Source organism: Peptoniphilus indolicus (assembly GCF_900454665.1).
Lineage (GTDB): Bacteria > Bacillota > Clostridia > Tissierellales > Peptoniphilaceae > Peptoniphilus > Peptoniphilus indolicus.
Map to the genome: position 1 here is coordinate 1,200,805 of NZ_UGTH01000001.1, position 18,011 is coordinate 1,218,815.

General features: G+C 37.1%; 11 protein-coding genes and 1 pseudogene. All 12 read right to left on the reverse strand.

The window, feature by feature from the left end:
* Window positions 1–2: 2 nt before the first annotated feature.
* Window positions 3–6,779 (reverse strand): annotated as a pseudogene (locus DYE58_RS05750) (Eco57I restriction-modification methylase domain-containing protein); the annotation flags it as partial.
* 82 nt (window positions 6,780–6,861) lie between these two features.
* Window positions 6,862–7,665, reverse strand: coding sequence for a KilA-N domain-containing protein (locus DYE58_RS05755; RefSeq protein ID WP_004804477.1), 804 nt, complete (start codon window positions 7,663–7,665; stop codon window positions 6,862–6,864).
* A gap of 84 nt (window positions 7,666–7,749) precedes the next feature.
* Complete coding sequence (locus DYE58_RS05760; protein ID WP_004820017.1) at window positions 7,750–9,456, reverse strand: DNA topoisomerase 3; 1,707 nt, start codon at window positions 9,454–9,456, stop codon at window positions 7,750–7,752.
* A 97-nt stretch (window positions 9,457–9,553) separates the two neighbouring features.
* Entirely contained in the window at window positions 9,554–11,116 is a 1,563-nt protein-coding gene (locus tag DYE58_RS05765; RefSeq protein WP_004820015.1) for a CD1107 family mobile element protein, read from the reverse strand.
* Window positions 11,091–11,330 carry a hypothetical protein gene (locus tag DYE58_RS05770; protein WP_004820013.1) on the reverse strand — a complete coding sequence of 80 codons (240 nt, stop codon included), beginning with the start codon at window positions 11,328–11,330 and terminating at the stop codon, window positions 11,091–11,093. The genes DYE58_RS05765 and DYE58_RS05770 overlap by 26 nt, the downstream gene beginning before the upstream one ends.
* Before the next feature lie 12 nt (window positions 11,331–11,342).
* A complete protein-coding gene (locus tag DYE58_RS05775; RefSeq protein WP_004820011.1) occupies window positions 11,343–13,475 on the reverse strand; it encodes a CHAP domain-containing protein in 2,133 nt (710 codons plus the stop codon).
* A 3-nt stretch (window positions 13,476–13,478) separates the two neighbouring features.
* Window positions 13,479–15,905, reverse strand: a complete 2,427-nt coding sequence (locus DYE58_RS05780) for a VirB4-like conjugal transfer ATPase, CD1110 family (RefSeq protein ID WP_115312098.1) — start codon at window positions 15,903–15,905, stop codon at window positions 13,479–13,481.
* Window positions 15,817–16,206 carry a PrgI family protein gene (locus DYE58_RS05785; RefSeq protein WP_004820005.1) on the reverse strand — a complete coding sequence of 130 codons (390 nt, stop codon included), beginning with the start codon at window positions 16,204–16,206 and terminating at the stop codon, window positions 15,817–15,819. The genes DYE58_RS05780 and DYE58_RS05785 overlap by 89 nt, the downstream gene beginning before the upstream one ends.
* A 3-nt stretch (window positions 16,207–16,209) precedes the next feature.
* A complete protein-coding gene (locus tag DYE58_RS05790; protein ID WP_040552196.1) occupies window positions 16,210–16,473 on the reverse strand; it encodes a hypothetical protein in 264 nt (87 codons plus the stop codon).
* Between the two features lie 19 nt (window positions 16,474–16,492).
* Window positions 16,493–17,359 (reverse strand): VirB6/TrbL-like conjugal transfer protein, CD1112 family, encoded by an 867-nt coding sequence (locus DYE58_RS05795; RefSeq protein ID WP_004820003.1) that lies wholly within the window; start codon window positions 17,357–17,359, stop codon window positions 16,493–16,495.
* Window positions 17,360–17,378: 19 nt separating this feature from the next.
* Entirely contained in the window at window positions 17,379–17,594 is a 216-nt protein-coding gene (locus DYE58_RS05800) for a Maff2 family mobile element protein (RefSeq protein ID WP_000394022.1), read from the reverse strand.
* Between the two features lie 3 nt (window positions 17,595–17,597).
* Complete coding sequence (locus DYE58_RS05805; protein WP_004820001.1) at window positions 17,598–17,909, reverse strand: single stranded DNA-binding domain-containing protein; 312 nt, start codon at window positions 17,907–17,909, stop codon at window positions 17,598–17,600.
* Between the last annotated feature and the right edge of the window lie 102 nt (window positions 17,910–18,011).

Genomic DNA, 18,011 nt, shown 5'->3' on the forward strand with positions numbered 1-18,011 from the left:
TACCTAACCTTATCCGCTCTTTCAGATAATCCTTTTAGGATATCTTTTTGTTCCTCGCTCGGCAAGGTTTTAATCACTTCATAGTGTGCTTCAGGTGTTGGAAGATTTAGCATATCCGCTGTTTGAATATCTGCTACTTCCTTAAACATTGACATTAGTTCAGGCAGATTGTAGAACTTTGAAAATCTTGTCTTCACCCTGTACCCTGTTCCTTCAGGAGCAAGTTCAAAGGCGGACTGAGTTTCTCCGAAAGTGGAAGCCCAAGCGTCAAAATGCTCCAAGTGATTTTTCTTTAAGTTTTCATACTGAAGATAACGCTGCATGGTGTAAAGCTCCGTCATAGAGTTACTTACAGGTGTTCCTGTGGCAAAGACTATTCCTTTCCCGTTTGTCATCTCGTCCATATAGCGACACTTCATAAACATATCAGAGGACTTAAAGGCTTCCGATTGCCCGATTCCTGCAACATTACGCATTTTTGTATGAAGATACAAATTCTTAAATCCATGTGCTTCATCGACAAAGAGCTTATCTACACCAAGTTCCTCGAAGGTTATGACATCGTCTTTCTTAAAATCATCGTTTAGTTTCTCAAGCCTTGCTTCCAGTTTTTTCTTGGTCTTTTCAAGTTGCTTAACCGTAAAATTTTGGTTTCTGTCGTGCTTGTATTCCTCAATATAGTTCAAAATTTCATCAATCTGATCCTGAATATGTTTCTCTTGGTATTCTTTTGACATCGGGATTTTTTCAAATTGCGTATGCCCGATCACAACCGCATCATATTCGCCGGTAGCAATCTTTCCAATAAACCTCTTTCTGTTTCTTGGCTCAAAGTCTTTCTTATCCGCCACCATAATATTAGCCGACGGATATAGCTGCATAAACTCTCTGCCTATCTGACCTGTTAAGTGATTTGGTACGACAAAGAGCGATTTACTGCACATCCCAAGCCTTTTACTTTCCATTGCGGAAGTGACCATCTCAAAGGTCTTTCCGCTTCCTACCACATGAGCAAGTAAGGTATTTCCTCCATACAAACTTCTTGCAATGGCGTTTCTTTGATGAGGTCTAAGCTCTATTTCCGTATTCATTCCCTCAAAAGAGAGGTTACTTCCGTCATATTCACGATTCCTGATAGAGTTAAAACGCTCATTATACAGTTTTACGAGTCTGTTTCTTCTTTCCTGATCGCTAAATATCCAGTTCTTAAATTCTTCTTTTAGAAGCTCCTGCTTTTGTCCTGCGAGCAGGGTTTCTTTCTTATTTAAGACAGAACTTTTTGAGCCGTCCGGATTTTCAATCTGGTCAAAGACTTTTGTTTCTTTAAGGTTTAAGGCATCTTCAATCAGCTTATAGGCACTTACTCTGCTTGTACCATAAGTCATTTCAGCAAGGTCATTTCCTCTGTCTTTGCTCTTTCCTTCAATATTCCATTCACTTGTCAGGTTTGAGAATTTGACCTTAATATCCCATTTGGCATAACCCGGAGTTTTAAGTGTTTCAAAGATGAATTTCTCTATATCCTTAATCGGTAGCCAAGTTGCACCAAGACGAACACTAATCTCACTTGCTTCAAGCTCTTTTGGTAATACTTTGGTAAGTTCTGCTTTTTGATATTCCAAGCGGTTCATCTCATAGCTTATTAGCTCTTTTTCTTTGCCATCTTCCGTATACCCCAGATGAGGAAGTTCTCTTTCGGTCTGTCTTAGCTTTGAAAGATAGCTGTCAACAATGGCGATTTTATCCCTGATATTTCCTGATAAATATTCATCTTTTGTTACATAGCCATATTTATATGAATTGCTGCCATTTGCACAGGCGAAAGGTAAATCTCCATCTTCCAAGTTAAAGGATAGAGGTTTGTAAAAGTTTTGTTCTTCTCTGATACTTAGATAAATCTCTCCTCTAAGCTCCTCAATCAAAGTAGGTCGCTCTTTTCCTGTCAGGCTTTCCATATAGTCAAAGTCCACATAACCCTTTTCGGACATAGATAACACAAGAGCTTCTAAAGAAGTATCTACATGGTCGATAGTCTTTGCCTTTGTAATTGTTCTTTTTGAAAAAATATCACTTTTTTCCTTAAAGTTTTCTTCTTCATCAAGGATTTCAATGGAGGAAACAAGAGGGAAGTTACTATCTTCTTTTAAAGCTCTGGTATTGGAAAGGTTATTTACAAAGCCATGTTTCTTTGAAAAACCGTCATAGACTTCATTGAGCTTTTCTTGAGCTTTCTTTACCTCATCATCGGAATAGTCCTCTTTCTGCTTGTAGATAACATCTTTAAGGGCAGTATTCAGTTCAAGATAGTCCTTAATCTTCTCCTTATTCTTATCCGTTATCTCTTTCTTTACAAAAAGGGAGTTTTCCCTGTAATACACCTCGTCATCAATGATAGTATATGAAAAATTTTTGACATCATCTGTGGCAGGGATAGATGTCATTTCATCATCAAGCAGCTCTATTTCTTCATAATTAGCATCTTTAGAAATTTCTTCGCTTGCTTTTGTAAGAAGTTCCTTTATGTCTGTATTTTCTTTTGGCAAACAAGCAAGAGTATTTCCAAATCTGCCTGATACTTCTTCCATAGATCCAAGTATCATGTGAGGATTCTCTACAAAGTATTTATTGTAAGTAAGTCCATTTTCGTCTTCCGCAAGGTGTATCCAGTCCTCCTCACGCTCTCTGATACTGTCCCTTTTCTTGAGGAAGATAATATCCGAGGTTACTTCTGTTCCGGCAACGCCCTTAAAGGTATCGTTCGGAAGTCTGATTGCTCCTAAAAACTCCGCTCTTGCCGCAAGGTAGCGTCTGACGCTTTCATCCTTTTTATCCATTGTGCCACTTGATGTGATAAAAGCGATAACACCGCCATTTCTGACTTTATCAATGGATTTCGCAAAAAAGTAATCGTGGATAAGGAAATTATTTTTGTTATACTCCCTGTCATTTACTTTGTATTCTCCAAAGGGAACATTACCGATAACTGCATCAAAAAAGTTATTGGAAAAGGAAGTTTCTTCAAGTCCTTTAATCTGTATATCACTTTCAGGATATAACAGCTTTCCGATTCGACCGCTTATACTGTCAAGCTCTACACCATAAAACTTTGACCTACGCATTTCATCAGGAAGATTACCGATAAAGTTTCCGATGCCCATTGATGGCTCAAGGATATTTCCGCTCTTAAATCCCATATCGGAAAGTGTCTTATATACGCCGTCAATAATAGTTTTCGGTGTGTAAAAGCTCGTTAGGGTAGATTCTCTTGCTGCTTCATACTCAGATTGTGATAAGTTTTCCTTTAGAAATCTCCTCGCTTCTTTCCATTGTCCTTCCTTGCTTTCATCAAAGACATCAGAAAGTCCACCCCAGCCTACATATTTCGCTAAAATTTCCTGAGCTGTAATATCAAGCTCTCTTTGTCCACTTTCAATGCGACTCAGCATAGAGATGGCTTCAAGGTTATTATTTAACCTTTCACTTGGAGATAACTTGTCCGGGAGCGTTTCTTCCGTAATCTTGAAGTTATGAGCTTCTGCTTTCTTTAGTTCACTTTCTTTAACAATAGTTTCAGGCTTTTTATATGTCAGATTTTCAAATACCCTCTCAAGGTCGATTTCAAGATGATAAGGAATTACATCAGAGCCTGTTATCATGCCGCCAAGATATTCCGTATTGTCCTTAACCGTTACTGTCTTTAGTTTATTTCCCATATCATCAAAGCGTGTGATGATATAGGCTTTGTCCTTGTATATAACTTCATCTCCAACGATAAAGTTTGGTCTTTCAATGCTTATCTGCTTTAATAAACCCTCATTATCATCAAATGCTACAATCGGTATTTGATGGTTTCCACTTCTTACCGGATCAAGCCATAAATCATTTCTTCCTGTGATTTGGTTTTTAGCAATCTCCCTTACAGTATATTCTTCATGATTAAAATAGACGGTATCGCCCTCTTTAACTGTAAATTCATCTGAAAGCCTTTCCTTTTCTTCCTTAAGCTCTACTTCTTCCTTTTCCTTCAGATAATCAAATAGTGTTTCCTGAACAGGTGTTGCAGGTACTCTTTCTTCCACTTCTTCAGATATTTCAAGTTCTTCTTTATCTTCAAAGCTGAGTTCTCCGTTAAAGACTGATTGAAGCTCCTGTTCATCCATCTGCTTTGCAAGTTCTGTATCTTTAAGCTCTCTAAAGGTCTTTGGAAAATCTTCTAAAATAAGCCTTTGAGCATTTAATTCTTTCAATTCTTCAAGATTGAAATATCCCCATTCAGGCTCAAATCCTAACACAAGTCCAAAGGCATCACCGCTTTCCCTATCATATTCCGTCATATACCAAGTCCAGTTAGAACGGAAAGGAATAATATATGCTGCATGAACCTCTTTATCCGCTAAAGCTACATCTTCCTGTGCGTAAAGTTCAGGTACTCTTTCAAGCATTTCATCAGTCATTAAGTTTTCAGGATTATCTTTAGAATAATATTGCGGTGCTTTTGCTTCTTCTATCTCTGACTTACTTTCTATTTTCTTTTCTTCAAGATAAAGATTTTTAGAAAGCAGCTCGTCAATATGCTTTGCCACACTTGACCAAGTAAGAAAAACATCATTACAATTATTCTTCTGTAATTTAAGTCCCTTTGCATCATGCCATTCATCACTTCCCATTGCCCCCGATACTGCATGACTTCTACCACCTATGCCATATTCGTCTTTTAAGAAATTAGCTTTTTCCTGCAAGGTATGATTTTCTTTGAAAAACTTTGTAATTCGCTCTTTTCCTCTATCGACGCCACTTCCTCTTGAAAGACTTTCAAGGACTTCATCTTCTGTAATAAAGAGCTTTACCTTCGGATGTTCTGTCAGATTGGTACTGTACTCCTTTCGTGGCAGTTCAAATTCCTTGAGTCTCTGATAAAGGCTGTCAACCTTGTGATAATGAAACCTTAGTACATCTCTGTTTTCTTTGTATCCTTCTAAAAATCTTTCGTATTCCCTGATTGTTTCTCTCAGATATTGAGGATTTTTTAATGCTTCAGATAATCTTTTCGTTTCTTCCGGAAAGCCACCACCTCTTTCAAAAGAGTTGAAATATCCTTGCTCTATTCCTTCTTCGCTTAAATCGTGCGTTAGATACCATAAGGATTCTGAAATTCTATCCCTTTCATAGTCCTGTGCCTTTAAAAGTTCTACATTTGTAGCAAACTCACCTCTGTCAAGAAGTTCATTTATCCTACTTGCTGCATCACGCCAGCTTAAAATTTGTGTATTATCCTCTCTTGCCGATGTTCCATAAGCTAAATGAATACCTTTATCCGAATACCAGGAAGATACTTCTCTTTCATCAATGTAAAATCCGTTTCCTCCTCTAAAGGTATCTTTGAGGTATTCTCCCAATTCTTCATTACTTTTTCCTTTAGAAAACTCTGCGATAACAGGAAGCCTACTGCCATCGTGATTTCCTCCGTTAATAAGGACAATATCTATATCTTTTGGGCTTAAGGGAATGGTAAGCCTCATCTGTCCATATGAATTTTCAGGCAAAGAAAAAGAAGCCTTTTCAGCTTCTATTATCTCTTTATCCGTATTGTCTTTTAAATCTCCACTACTTCCTTGATGGTCATTTCTTTGAGAGCTGAAATCATCGCCCCATACTGCGGATTGTTCTCGTCCTCTATCTTCCAAGCTGCCATCAACTTCGGCTTCTCTGCTCTCATAAACTCTACTGCCTGTTTCTGAATATCCATCAGGTGTCCTGTCAGCTTCTTCTCCTTGTATAGATCCAAAAGCATCTCGAAGTGGCTCTGCTCCTCGCTCTGTGAAAGGTAATTCAGCCTCATCACTGCGTAGGTCGGATTCGGATACTTCCTTATAAAGTCCGTCTGTTCCTCCAAGCTGTTTAGCGTATTCTCCCTGATTTTTTCTATTATCTCGTCCGTACTCTCCATTTCGGAGAACTCGCTCGTTTTCATTTCTTTCCTGATCATCTCGTCGAAGTACATTTTCTTCTACCTCCTTTAATTCTTCTTTAATTTTATTATATCCCGCTTCTTTTCCTATTAAAACTTCTTTTTGAAGCTCAAGCTCTTTGCTTTTTTGAATGGTTTCATCAATAATCTTTCCGCTAATATCCGATACACTTTCACCAAGGCTCATTAAGGATATGCTGTCAAATCTTTGAAAATTTTCTCTTAAAAGCTCATAATCCATCGGATAATCTAACTTAAATCTTGAAGCTACCGCATAGCTTACCGAGTCCCTTACAAACTTGGTAAATGATATTCTATCCTCATCCGCTACTCTAAGTTCATTCATTAAGGTATCTATTTTTTCATCACCGTAGAGTCTGCTTAAAGAAAAGATGTTTTCAAGTGTGCTTTCGCTTTCCTCATATCCCTCGCTTTTTATCATTTCCTTTAAGACATCTTGATGGGCTTCTTTATCGAATCTCCAAAGATTGACCTCGTTGACATCCCTGTTTTTTGAAACTGTCTGGCTTATATCAAAGATATAGTCCACCTTTTTATATGTGCCGTAATCCTCTAAAATTGGTATCCCTTTCTGCCCTCGCATAACCGTTCGGTTAAAGCGTTCCCTCCAGTAGTCGAACTTGGCACAGGCTGTCGCTTCAGGATTTCTATCATAGATACTTAATTGACTTCTAAAGTCGTATCTTTGATTGTTTCCGACAACTTTTAGGAGCTTCAGATATTCTGCTTCACTTTGCAAAATATCCTGTTTTACAAGCTCCAAAATGTTATGAAAATCATTTATTCGCATTTTTACCTCCTTCTTTTTTCAAACAAAAAAGGCGGTTAGATTTTACTCTAATCACCTTCGCTATATACCAAATATTATTACTCTATTTCAATTTTTTAATTGATTCACTTTCAGATAGTATCTTCATTTGTTCAATAGCTATTGCATTTAATTTTTCCAATCTTTCAGATTGGCTCATGCCTTCATTTATAAATACCGCATTAAGATTCTCAAGATTAGAAAGGCAGACAAGCTGTGATATATCCGCATAATCTCTAATATTGCCTTTTAAATCCGGATTTTCATCACGCCACTCCTTAGCTGTTATTCCAAATAGAGAAACATTAAGAATATCCGCTTCACTTGCATAAATAAAATTGATTTTTTCTTTTGAAAGTTTATCCGGTACAAGTTTGTTTTTAATGGCATCTGTGTGAATTCTATAATTGATTTTTGCCAAATTTCTCTTAATATCCCATCCTAACTTCTTTTGTTCTTCTTCCTTTAGGCGTTCAAATTCCTTGATTAAATATAATTTAAAATATGGCGATACCCAAGAAGCAAACTCAAACGCTATATCTTTATGAGCATAAGTTCCACCATATCTTCCTGCTCTCGCAACGATACCGATAGAATTAGTTTTTTCCACCCATTGCTTGACCGATAATATAAAACGGTTAAATCCTGCTTCATTTTTAATTCCCTCGAATTCGGGGGAATTAAAATTCGTGTTATACATTTCTTCCCAAATACCTAAAAACTCTATTGTATTCTTGTTTCTGAGCCACTTTTCAATCAAAGCAGAACCGTTCTCAATATTTCTAACCATATCCGTTAAAGAAATATAATCTCTATTGTCTATGGCAATAATGCTGATTTCTGAACCTTCAACATTTATTTTAGACATATAATCACCTCTCAATCATTAAATTGATTACTTTGCATTATAGCATTTTTAGAGCATTTTTTCCACGCTGAAATTAGTGCTGTCTTACTTGCGATATGTCAAAACCGCTTCTTTTATCTCATTTTCAATCGCATCTAAAAATTCTTTCTTAGAAGATTTACCTTGAGCTATATCGGATAATTCCATTTCCCACTTTGCTGTCGTTTCTGCCGACTTAAAGTTATAGGATACAATCGTTACAAGACTAATTCCTTTATGTGTAGCTATAAGATTTTTCTTATCTCTTTCTACAAATCCTTTAAAGATTAGATTTTCGATAATTCCTGCCCTTGTTGCCGGAGTGCCAAGACCTTTTCTTTCCACTTCTACACCTTTTTCTAATACATCATTTCCTGCAATTTCCATAGACTTAAGAAGAGTATCTTCAGTAAAGTGTTTCGGAGGTTGGGTAAATTTTTCTTTAATCTCTTTATCTTCGATACTTATAACATCTCCAATGCTTACATTAGGAAGTTCTGCATCCTCATTCTTCTTGGACTTATACTCTTTAAGATATTTTGTAAAGCCTTCATCCTTAATTACTTTTCCTGAACTGATAAATTCAAAACCGTCAAATGAAACTACAATCTTCGTTGTGCTTTCCACTAATGGATAACCTACGCTTGCATGGAGCTTATTAGAAATAAGCCTATATACCTTTGCTTCACTCTCAGGGATACTCGATAAATCTTCACTTAACGAGCTTACTGTCGGAATAATAGCGTGATGATCTGTAACCTTTTTAGGGTCAAATACTACCTTGATACGCTCTGTATCAAAGTCATTTTCACCCAAAATATTATTGACCGTACTTACAATCATATCCTCTGTTAAACACCTACTATCTGTTCTTGGATAGGTAATCAGTTTCTTTTCATACAGGCTTTGTGCATAGGCAAGCGTCTGCTTGGCACTATATCCAAAATATTTATTGCACTCCCTTTGAAGTGTTGTCAGGTCAAATGGCAAGTCTGGTTTTGTTATTTTCTCTTTCTGAATGACATCGGTAATTTCAATCTTGTCACCTACTAAATTGATTAGCTGTTCAGCAGCAACCTCATCATCAATTCTATCGGTCGATAGTGTAAATCCATTTGTAAATAGTTCTACTGTATAGTATTTCTCTTTCCTGAAATTAGCTATCTCATCATCTCTTTTTACAATCATGGCAAGAGTCGGTGTCTGCACTCTGCCAACCGAATAATTTTGCTTATATAGGCAAGAATAGAGCCTACTGATGTTCATACCGACTAACCAGTCTGCAATGGCTCTTGCCTGTGCCGATTCAAAGAGATTGTCATAGTCTTTTCCGTCTTTTAGATTACCAAAGCCATCTCTAATGGCACTATCTTCCATAGAAGAAATCCAAAGGCGTTTCATCTTCTTTTTGCATTTAGCTTCGTTATATACAAGTCTGAAAATGCTTTCTCCTTCACGACCTGCATCGCAAGCATTGATAATTGTATCAATCTCTTTATCGTTCATCAGCTTTTTAAGGATAGCAAATTGCTTCTTAGTTGACTTTGCTACCTCATACTTATAGTCCTTTGGAATAATCGGTAAATCAGCCATATTCCACTTGGCATACTTCTCATGGTAAGCGTCCGGATTTGCCATTTGAATTAAGTGTCCAACACACCAAGATACTTTGTATCCATTCCCTTCATAATATCCGTCTTTCTTTTTATTTGCTCCAATAACCTTTGCAATGGAGATTGCAACACTTGGCTTTTCTGCAATAACTAACTTCATTTCTGTACTTCCTCCTGTTTTTCAATATAAAAGGGCGAAAGATTTTATTCTCCCGCCCTTGATTTTGCACCAAATACTGTATTTTTTTGGTGCAGCATTACTGCTCATCTTCTGCTTCTACTTCATCTGTATCATTTGTTTCTTCTTCGCTTTCAGCTTCAGAAAAGAAATCATCATCTTCTTCCTCTAAGGCTTCAAGCTCCTTATCTTCTTTCTTTTTTACAACCTTAAAGTAGTATCCTGCTCCCAATGCTCCGCCTACAACAAGTAAAAGAATAATATATGCTCCTAAATTACTCTTTTCTTCTTTTTTCTCAGACTTTACTTCTTCCTTTACAGGTTCTTCTTTTACTACTTCCTGTTTTGAAGTTTCTTTTTTCTCTACCATGTTAAGTAAATCATCTTCGGATACTTCTGTAAGAAGCATCACATTTTCACTATCTTCATCATGATTGATAATTAAATGAAATGTCTTACCGTTTTTCGTTTGAAAGGTAATAAACTGCCTTGCATCGGCTGAATACATATCCGTTTCTTTGTTATCGCTGCTATCTCCATGATGAATTGGATAATCATTATTCGCATTATCCTTATTTTCCGTAACAGTTCCTCTTGCCTTTGACGGAGCGGAAGCTACACCCTTATTGGTATTTACGCTTTTACTTGTACCGTCCATAGATGAATCCTGACTGTTGTTATTAGCAGGTGCTTTTGCTGTCAGCTTATTGGGATAACGAACATCCTTTTCTTTCTCCTTTACTTCTGTTTTGCTTGTATCCTTTGTAGTATTCCCTGAGCTTACTGCATTAGATGAGCCTTTGCCGGTACTACTTACAGAAGTCTGTGGTGTTTGAGGAGAAATGCCTGAGCTTGTCTTAATGCCGGAAATAGGACTAATCGGTGTAATTGACTGCGATGTTACAGGAGCTTTGTTTGTTTCAGTCGCCTTTTTCTCAAGCTCTTTCACCTTTTCCGTCAGCTTATCTATTTCCTTTTTCATGTCTTCTGATAAGTCCTTATTTCCCTTATCTTTCTTCATTTTTTCTTTCAGACTTTCAATCTCATCTTCAAGGTCTTTGATTTTTTCTTTCTGCTTATCACTCAACTTATCCTTGTCTTTAATCTCACCATTTAACTTATCAAATTTTTCCTGAAGCTCTTTAGCCTCTTTTTCCATCTTAGAAATATCGTCTTTAGAAAGCTCTGTCTGTGTGCCTTTATCTTCAGTCTTTGAATTTTCTGTCTGTGTGCTTTCGTCCTGCTTTGGTTTTTCTTCTTCCGTTTGCGTTTGTTTATCCTTAAGCTCAGTCTTTGCTACCTTACGGATAATTTCATCATTTCCATCTCCCTTTACTTCATAAAACAGAAACTCATCAATAAATTTCATATTATCAGGGAGCATTGGAAGATCGCCACTATCAAGAAGCTGTCCTTTCTCTGCCTTAATCTTTTCTTCCTTAAATACCTTTTCATCTTCAAAGATATATTTTACATTTACTTCAACTTCCGTTTGGACAGCCTTATCACTTGTAGGCGTATCCGATACCTTTTGTTCCTGAGCATACACCACTGTCCAAAGTCCTAAAATACAGCTAATACTTACAATCACCGCAAGTGCTGCTGTCCAAAATTTATTATTCTTTTTCAAACTGGTTTTCATTTGTTCTCTCCTTTTTCAGTTCTGCTTTTTCTTTGTTTACCTTTGCCATCAAATCACTGATTGTGATATTGTTCTTTCTACAAATCGTGATAATTTCCTCATTTTCAAGTTCTTCTTCACGAATAAATAAAGGCTCCAATTCTTCATCAATCAGAGCCTTTTTATCCTTTAACTTCTTTATTCTGTTTTTTACTGCTGTCAGTTCTTTTTTCACATTGTTCCCTCCTTATCTGTTTACATTTGGCGGAAAACCGAAGCCTACCGGATGATGTTTACAAAAAGTCGCAATCCAATCATCTAAGGTAGTTACTCTTATATAACCGATGTTATCAATAACCTTTCCGTCCCCGATATAAATGCCGACATGACCATAGGTAAGTCCTGCTGTGCTTCCGCTACTGCTGCTTTCTACCGCTACAAGCATTCCCACCTTTAACTTTGACCTGTCTGATGTAAAGGTGTAGTTTCTATACATATCATTGGCGTTTCCTCCAATATATCCAAGTCCCGCATTTTGATAGACTTGTGATACCCACATGGCACACCAGCCTGCACCCGGAGATGGCGTAATATATGCAGCATTTACAATCTTCTTTTGTACTTCCGTTGATGCCTCATACTCTTTTCCACCACCTACACCACCATTAGAGCTAATAAGGTCAGAATTACCAAATACTTCTCCCATATTTCCTTGTGCAAGGAATAAGGCTTCATAGTGCTTTAGATTATCGGGATAGTTTGCAAATACCTTTCGGATAATGCTGTCCATCTCTTTTTTATGAAGCGTTACGATGAGTTTTTTATACTCATACGGTTCTTCGTGGCTTTCGGTATATTCATTGCCATCTTCATCGGTATAGGTTTCTGTAACTGTCCTGTATCTGATTTCAATTTCTTCCCTATATTCAAGGTCATACATGGACTCAAACAATTCTTTTAATATGGATTCTACTTCCGATACATTCTTTACCTCTCCGCACCTTGATGTAATGTAGGATAAAAGCTCATGGACATTATGACCGATGTACTCTGTATTATTTAAGATGTATTCATCATATCCGGGATAATTTTCTTCTACATGGTCAACTTCTCTTTGAAGCTCACCCTCCATAGCAGAAAACTTCTGATTGATTTCACTTAGTACATTTGGCTTTGATAAATAGCTTGTTGTAAGAACCGAGCTTGTGGAGTTCATAAAGCCTGTCATTCCCGTTCCTGCAAAGTTAATCACAAAAGTTCCCAAGATAATGATACCTATGAAGATAAGCATAAGTCCTTTGGCTTTTCGGATAATCATATCCTTTGAGCTTTTCAGCGTTCCAATAAGTCCCTCTTTAATCCGATCTCTAAGTCTTGACTTATTCTCACGAGAAATTGCTGCCTTTACCTGATTTTTCTTTTGAAATCTTTTATAGGCACTTGCTCTTTTATACTCATCTGTCTTTTTCAGTTCCTCTTTGGCATCACGAAACTCTAACTTTGATTTACGCTTTCTGATTTTATAGTCCTTATTTGTAAGGTCATATCCTTTTTTAGCTCTTTTCTTATCTGAGTATCTCTTAATACCATGAATGAGCTTGGAACTTGCATCCGCCGTCTTTTCTCCTGCTTCTACGCCTTTATTTTCATCGCTTCCATGAGATAAATAATCTCTTACGGTTTCACTTCCTTTAGCAAGTCCTGACAGGGCAGATACCTTTACCATATCTTTCTTCAGCTTTTTCTTTTGATCTTTCGATAGGCTGATATTTTCTTTTTCACTTACAGCATCCTTCCCTGCCTTGTTGCCCTCAGATTTATTTTCCTTTGGCACATCATCTTTTTTCCTTGTATAGAGGCTTTCGGAATAGTTTTTCCTCTTATACATACTCTTTTGAGCCTTATGATTTTTAGAGGAACTTCCAATAAACTCATCTTTTTTATGAAGATTGTCATCTACATAATAGGTCGACTCAAAGTAGTCGCTGTCCCTAAAGTCATTGTCATACCTGTCTATGATTCCATCATTATCAAGGTCTTGTCCTAAAGGATCATAGATTTTGCCATTTTTAACCTCAGTATCATAGTCAGACGCTCCTGTTTCATTTAAAGAATTTACACTGCCTTTATTAGTAGCTCTATACCTTGCATTTCTTTTGGAAGTCCCCTGTACTTGCTCATTATAAGAGCTTACCTTACTTATCTTTTCATGTACCTTATCCTGAAATCTTTCTTTATCATGGACTATTTTCCCTCTGTAATCATCGCTGTGCTTTAGCTTACTTTCTTCAGGTATAGAGCTTGTTTCATCTTTTAACATTTCTCTTTCAAGACTTGCCTTATGCCTTTCCCTAAAATCTTTTTTCAGCTTCCTATCCATAAGCTACCTCACTTCTTCAGGCTTGGTAGTCATCTTCTGATAAAGAATTGTATCTTTCGGAAACTTATCAAGGAAAGGCACAATGGTATTTCCAAAGAAAAGTAGTCCCTCGCCCTCATTAGAGTTCGTAACATATCTAAGCTGCGGAAGTGAGATTTTAAGTTTCCTTGCAAGTATTTCCCTATCTCCCGAAGCCTGATTTAGCATTAAGACAAAGTCCGTATTATCAAAGATGTTTTCTATCTCCTTACTCATAAGTAGGTCTTTGACATTTTGCGTAATACCTGTTGGGATACCTCCCCATTTTCTGAAACGCTTCCATATCTCAACCGAGTATGAAGCTGTCTGCTCATCTTTTAATAGCAAGTGAAACTCATCTATATAGTACCTTGTAGCCTTGTTTCCTCTGTTTTGCGATACCTTATTCCACACCTGATCCTGAATGACAAGCATACCGATTTTTTTAAGCTGGCTTCCAAGCTCTTTAATATCAAAGCACAGCAGCTTCTTATTTAAGTCCACATTTGACCTGTGATTAAAGACATTAAGAGAACCTGATACATATATTTCCATCTCCGTTGCCAGCTTCTTACCAACCTTTTCTTCCTGCCCTTTTAACATATCGTATAGGTCTTGAAGAATCGGCATATTATCAGGAGTCGGATTTTCAAAATACTTTTCATAAATTTTAGGAAGGCATCTATCTATAACCGACTTTTCTTCTGCTGTAAGTCCACTTCCTCCAACTACAAGTTCAAGCATGGACATAATGAAATTTGCCTTGTCTTTAAGAGGTGCATCTCCATCGCCATAGTTCATGTTTATATCAAGGGGATTTAAGTAGTCTTTTGACTTACTGCTGACCTTTATCACTTCTCCCTTAAACTGTCTTACAAGGTTTCCATACTCTCCCTCCGGATCGCAAATAATCACATCATCGTCCGTTACTAAAATCGCATTTGCCATCTCCCTTTTAGCACTAAAGGATTTACCACTTCCGGGAGTCCCTAAAATTAAGCCGTTTGGGTTCTTTAATTTCTTCCTGTCCGCCATAATCAGGTTATGACTTAAAGCATTTAGTCCATAGTACAGACTGTTACTTGAGTTGATAAAAAGTTCCTCTGTGGTAAATGGCATAAAGACTGCTGTTGATGATGAGGTTAGCCCTCTATCTATTTCAATCTTGTTTACCCCAAGAGGCAGCACGCTCACTAAGCCTTGTTCCTGCGTATGGTCAAGTCTTTTCAATTTACAGTTATGCTTGTTTGCAATGGAGCTTATCTGAGCTATGGTGTTATCGAGCTTTTGCACTGTCCTTGCAAAATTCATAAAGACAATACTTACAACAAACATACGCTCATCTCTTGTCTGTAAATCTTTTAAAAGACTTTTTACATCTTCTCCGTAAGTAATTAAATCACTTGGAAGAATGTCCATGTCATAGCCTGACCTTACAGCTTTCTTGTTTTCCTCAATTCGCATCTTATCAATATCGGTGTTTTTTCGTTTTACCATCTTGATGGCTTCTGACTGGTCAATCGCCTTAATATGAAAAGATATATTGATGTTATCATCAATATCCAAAAACTCTGATAGCATACGGTCTGAAAGCTCACTTGCAAGGATTTGAAAATGACTTGTTGCTCCGATAAACTTCCCAAACTTAAAATACCTTGAAGGTATAAAGTTAAATTCATCAGGCACGATATATGTCTTGGTACTCTCCTTTTTCTTCAGGTCTTTGTAGGAAAACTCAAAGGTCTTATTCGGATTTAATATATCGTGAAGAATCTTTAGTCTTTCCTCTCCTGTAAGACTTTCAGCTCTTACCCCCATGCTTTTGAGATTAGATAATATATCTATCTCCAGTCTTTCAAGTTTTGATGTTGCCTGCTCTAAATTATCAGCTTCCACTGTAAAGGTTACATACTTTGATTTTTTCAGTCCGTTATTTCCCTTTACAATCTGACTTTTTAGCATCTCTCTAAACTCAAGTCGTATATCATCAAAACCGTCCCCTTTATCCGGTATCTGAATTGCCGATTTCATTTCTTCGTTTCGTCCAAGCTGATTGATGTAGGAAAACTCAATGCTGACACTTGGATCAAATGAATTTAGAAAGTTTGCAAACTGATTAAAAATCAAATCTCTATCTTCATCTAAGGCGAGCTGATAGTTAATATCCTGAAAGGCTATGCTTTTACTGAAGTGCTTTTCATCAAGCTGGCATATCCCGCTTTTTAAGAGTCTAAGATAGGGAATGGTATCTTCAACAGTGTATCTTTTCGGCTCTTTCTTAAAAATAAGGTCAAGTATACTACTGTCTTTTTTAATCTTTCCCTTATTTTTCTTTAAGTCCCGCTTTTGACTTCTCAATGCCTTTTCGTTTTGCGTGAGTTTTATTTGCTGAATTTTTCTTTTCTTGTTCAAGGTAAACCTCCTTTCTCACTCTCTTTTGTGGTTGATAGAATTTATGCAAATAGATATGCTTAAAATATTTCTCAAAGGTCAGTCCGTCCTTTTCAAAAAGTGTGATAAAAAAGATTGGAAGTGTGGACACGATAAGGAATATGACAGCTATATCGTTTGGTACTACCTTTCTCATAAATAAATAGACAGGTATTCCAACAAGTCCTGCAATGGTAAATCCTATGAGCTGCCTTTTCGTTAAGTTAAATGCTACCTTTGTCTTAACCTTCTTTAAGTCCTTGGGTATTGGTACATACGCCATAGCTTACCTCCCATCTTCTTTGTCCTTTGAAAACTCCTCAAAGTGTTCATATACAGAGCCGATTTCATCCTGAATAATTGCAAGCTGTTCATCTGTATTCTTGTTATATCTTTGCTGCATCAAGCAAAAATCATTGTGGCAGCGACCAATGTCCTCTGTTCTTTCTTCTAATTCTTCTACCTTGTTATGAAGTCTGATTCTATCAATTACCGCCATAACGCCTGCTCCAATTACTACTGCTGTAAATACTGTTTTTCTTTTATTCATACTATCTTTCCTTTCTTTTTTAGTGTGCATTTAATACGCTTTTGGCCAGTGTTCCGCTCTTTAGCATCATTAACCCCAGCAAAACCGCATAACCAAGTATCGTCATGGTACTTGTGTGTATATCTGTTATTTCAATCGTCTTAACTAATACTGCGTAAATTCCAAGACAAACCATTAAAAAGAGTCCTTGTAGTCCAAGTGCAAATAGTCCCTTGATGTAATTCGTGCCGATTTGCCCCCATTCTTTGTTTCCCATTGTGGCAAAAGGAATGGCTGAAACCGATGAATAAACATAAATCTCAAACATTCTTCCGTAAACCACAAGCATAATTACTATGGAAATTGCCTGTATGGCAACTTTTATGATGGAGGTTTCAAAGAGAATCATGACAAGCTCTCCAAGTCCCTTTTCTTTTAGGGTATCCATCATTGCCACTATCTGATCTCCGGAAACGGTAGCAGAGGTGTTTATAACCCCCGCCGCCTTATTTACCATGTGCTGTGCCACATCAAAGACCGCCATTGAAAACTCAAAGGCATGGGATACTAACCATACAGCAATCCACATCTTGATGATGTACTTGAAAAATTCAAAGGTATCCGTATTATCATGTAGGTTATTTTTCTGTATAACCATATTGATAAGCTCGATACAAAGGACTGCTGTGATAATTAGTCCCGCTATGGGAATAATGACCGAATCGTTAATGCTTTTAATAAAGGCAAATACATCTCCATTCCACCCCATAGGAGTTTTTCCTACATCTGTTGCAACTGCACCAACCTTGTCGTTTATGTCAAGAAACATGGACTCTAAGTTTGCTTGGATACCGCCCAGTAGAAGCTCCTTAAAGAATTCTTCTATTTTGTCGAATATCCCAAACATCTAATCTCTCCTTTTCTTCTTACTTGAGTACATTAGCAAGTAGTGGAATGAGCTTAAGTCCGATAAGGACAATACCTCCACCTGCCATCAGCTGCTTTATTCCCTGCGATTTTGCTCCGGGATTGTCGTTACCGTAACCTTCCATAAGATTGATAACGCCCCATGCTCCAAGTCCTGCACCTACTGCCATAACCAAGATTTTTAATACATTTACTGCCTGTGCGAAAAATTCCATAATTTATTCCTCCTCATTTTCTTCTTTCTTTTCAATTTTGTTGTAGGACTTCACTACAAAGTTTTTGTAAGTCTTTCCCTCTTTTTCACGCTTCTTAAAGTAGCCAAAGATGTGGATTAAATCACCTTTTTCAAAGTCCTTTGCTTTCTCTGCTTTTTCTCCGTAGGCTGCACAATTGATATATTCCTTGCCCTTTCCATACTTTTTTACAAGCGTGAAGTTTGCAACTACCACTTCCTCACCATCATTTTCAAAACTTGAGAAAGTAGGTTCTGCCACTAAATTGGCGTTGATGTTAATCATTTCTTGCTTCATTAAAAATTTCTCCTTTTCTTTTCAATAAAAAAAGCGACTGGAGTTTTTCTTTTCCAATCGCTATGCTCTTACTATTTAGTTTTTCTTTAAGTGGGACTTCTG

What these genes read in the sequence shown, in the direction of transcription:
- DYE58_RS05755 (WP_004804477.1), bottom strand. Translation starts at nt 7,665, where the DNA reads ATGTCTAAAATAAATGTTGAAGGTTCAGAAATCAGCATTATTGCCATA.
- DYE58_RS05760 (WP_004820017.1), bottom strand. Translation starts at nt 9,456, where the DNA reads ATGAAGTTAGTTATTGCAGAAAAGCCAAGTGTTGCAATCTCCATTGCA.
- DYE58_RS05765 (WP_004820015.1), bottom strand. Translation starts at nt 11,116, where the DNA reads ATGAAAACCAGTTTGAAAAAGAATAATAAATTTTGGACAGCAGCACTT.
- DYE58_RS05775 (WP_004820011.1), bottom strand. Translation starts at nt 13,475, where the DNA reads ATGGATAGGAAGCTGAAAAAAGATTTTAGGGAAAGGCATAAGGCAAGT.
- DYE58_RS05785 (WP_004820005.1), bottom strand. Translation starts at nt 16,206, where the DNA reads ATGGCGTATGTACCAATACCCAAGGACTTAAAGAAGGTTAAGACAAAG.
- DYE58_RS05790 (WP_040552196.1), bottom strand. Translation starts at nt 16,473, where the DNA reads ATGAATAAAAGAAAAACAGTATTTACAGCAGTAGTAATTGGAGCAGGC.
- DYE58_RS05795 (WP_004820003.1), bottom strand. Translation starts at nt 17,359, where the DNA reads ATGTTTGGGATATTCGACAAAATAGAAGAATTCTTTAAGGAGCTTCTA.
- DYE58_RS05800 (WP_000394022.1), bottom strand. Translation starts at nt 17,594, where the DNA reads ATGGAATTTTTCGCACAGGCAGTAAATGTATTAAAAATCTTGGTTATG.
- DYE58_RS05805 (WP_004820001.1), bottom strand. Translation starts at nt 17,909, where the DNA reads ATGAAGCAAGAAATGATTAACATCAACGCCAATTTAGTGGCAGAACCT.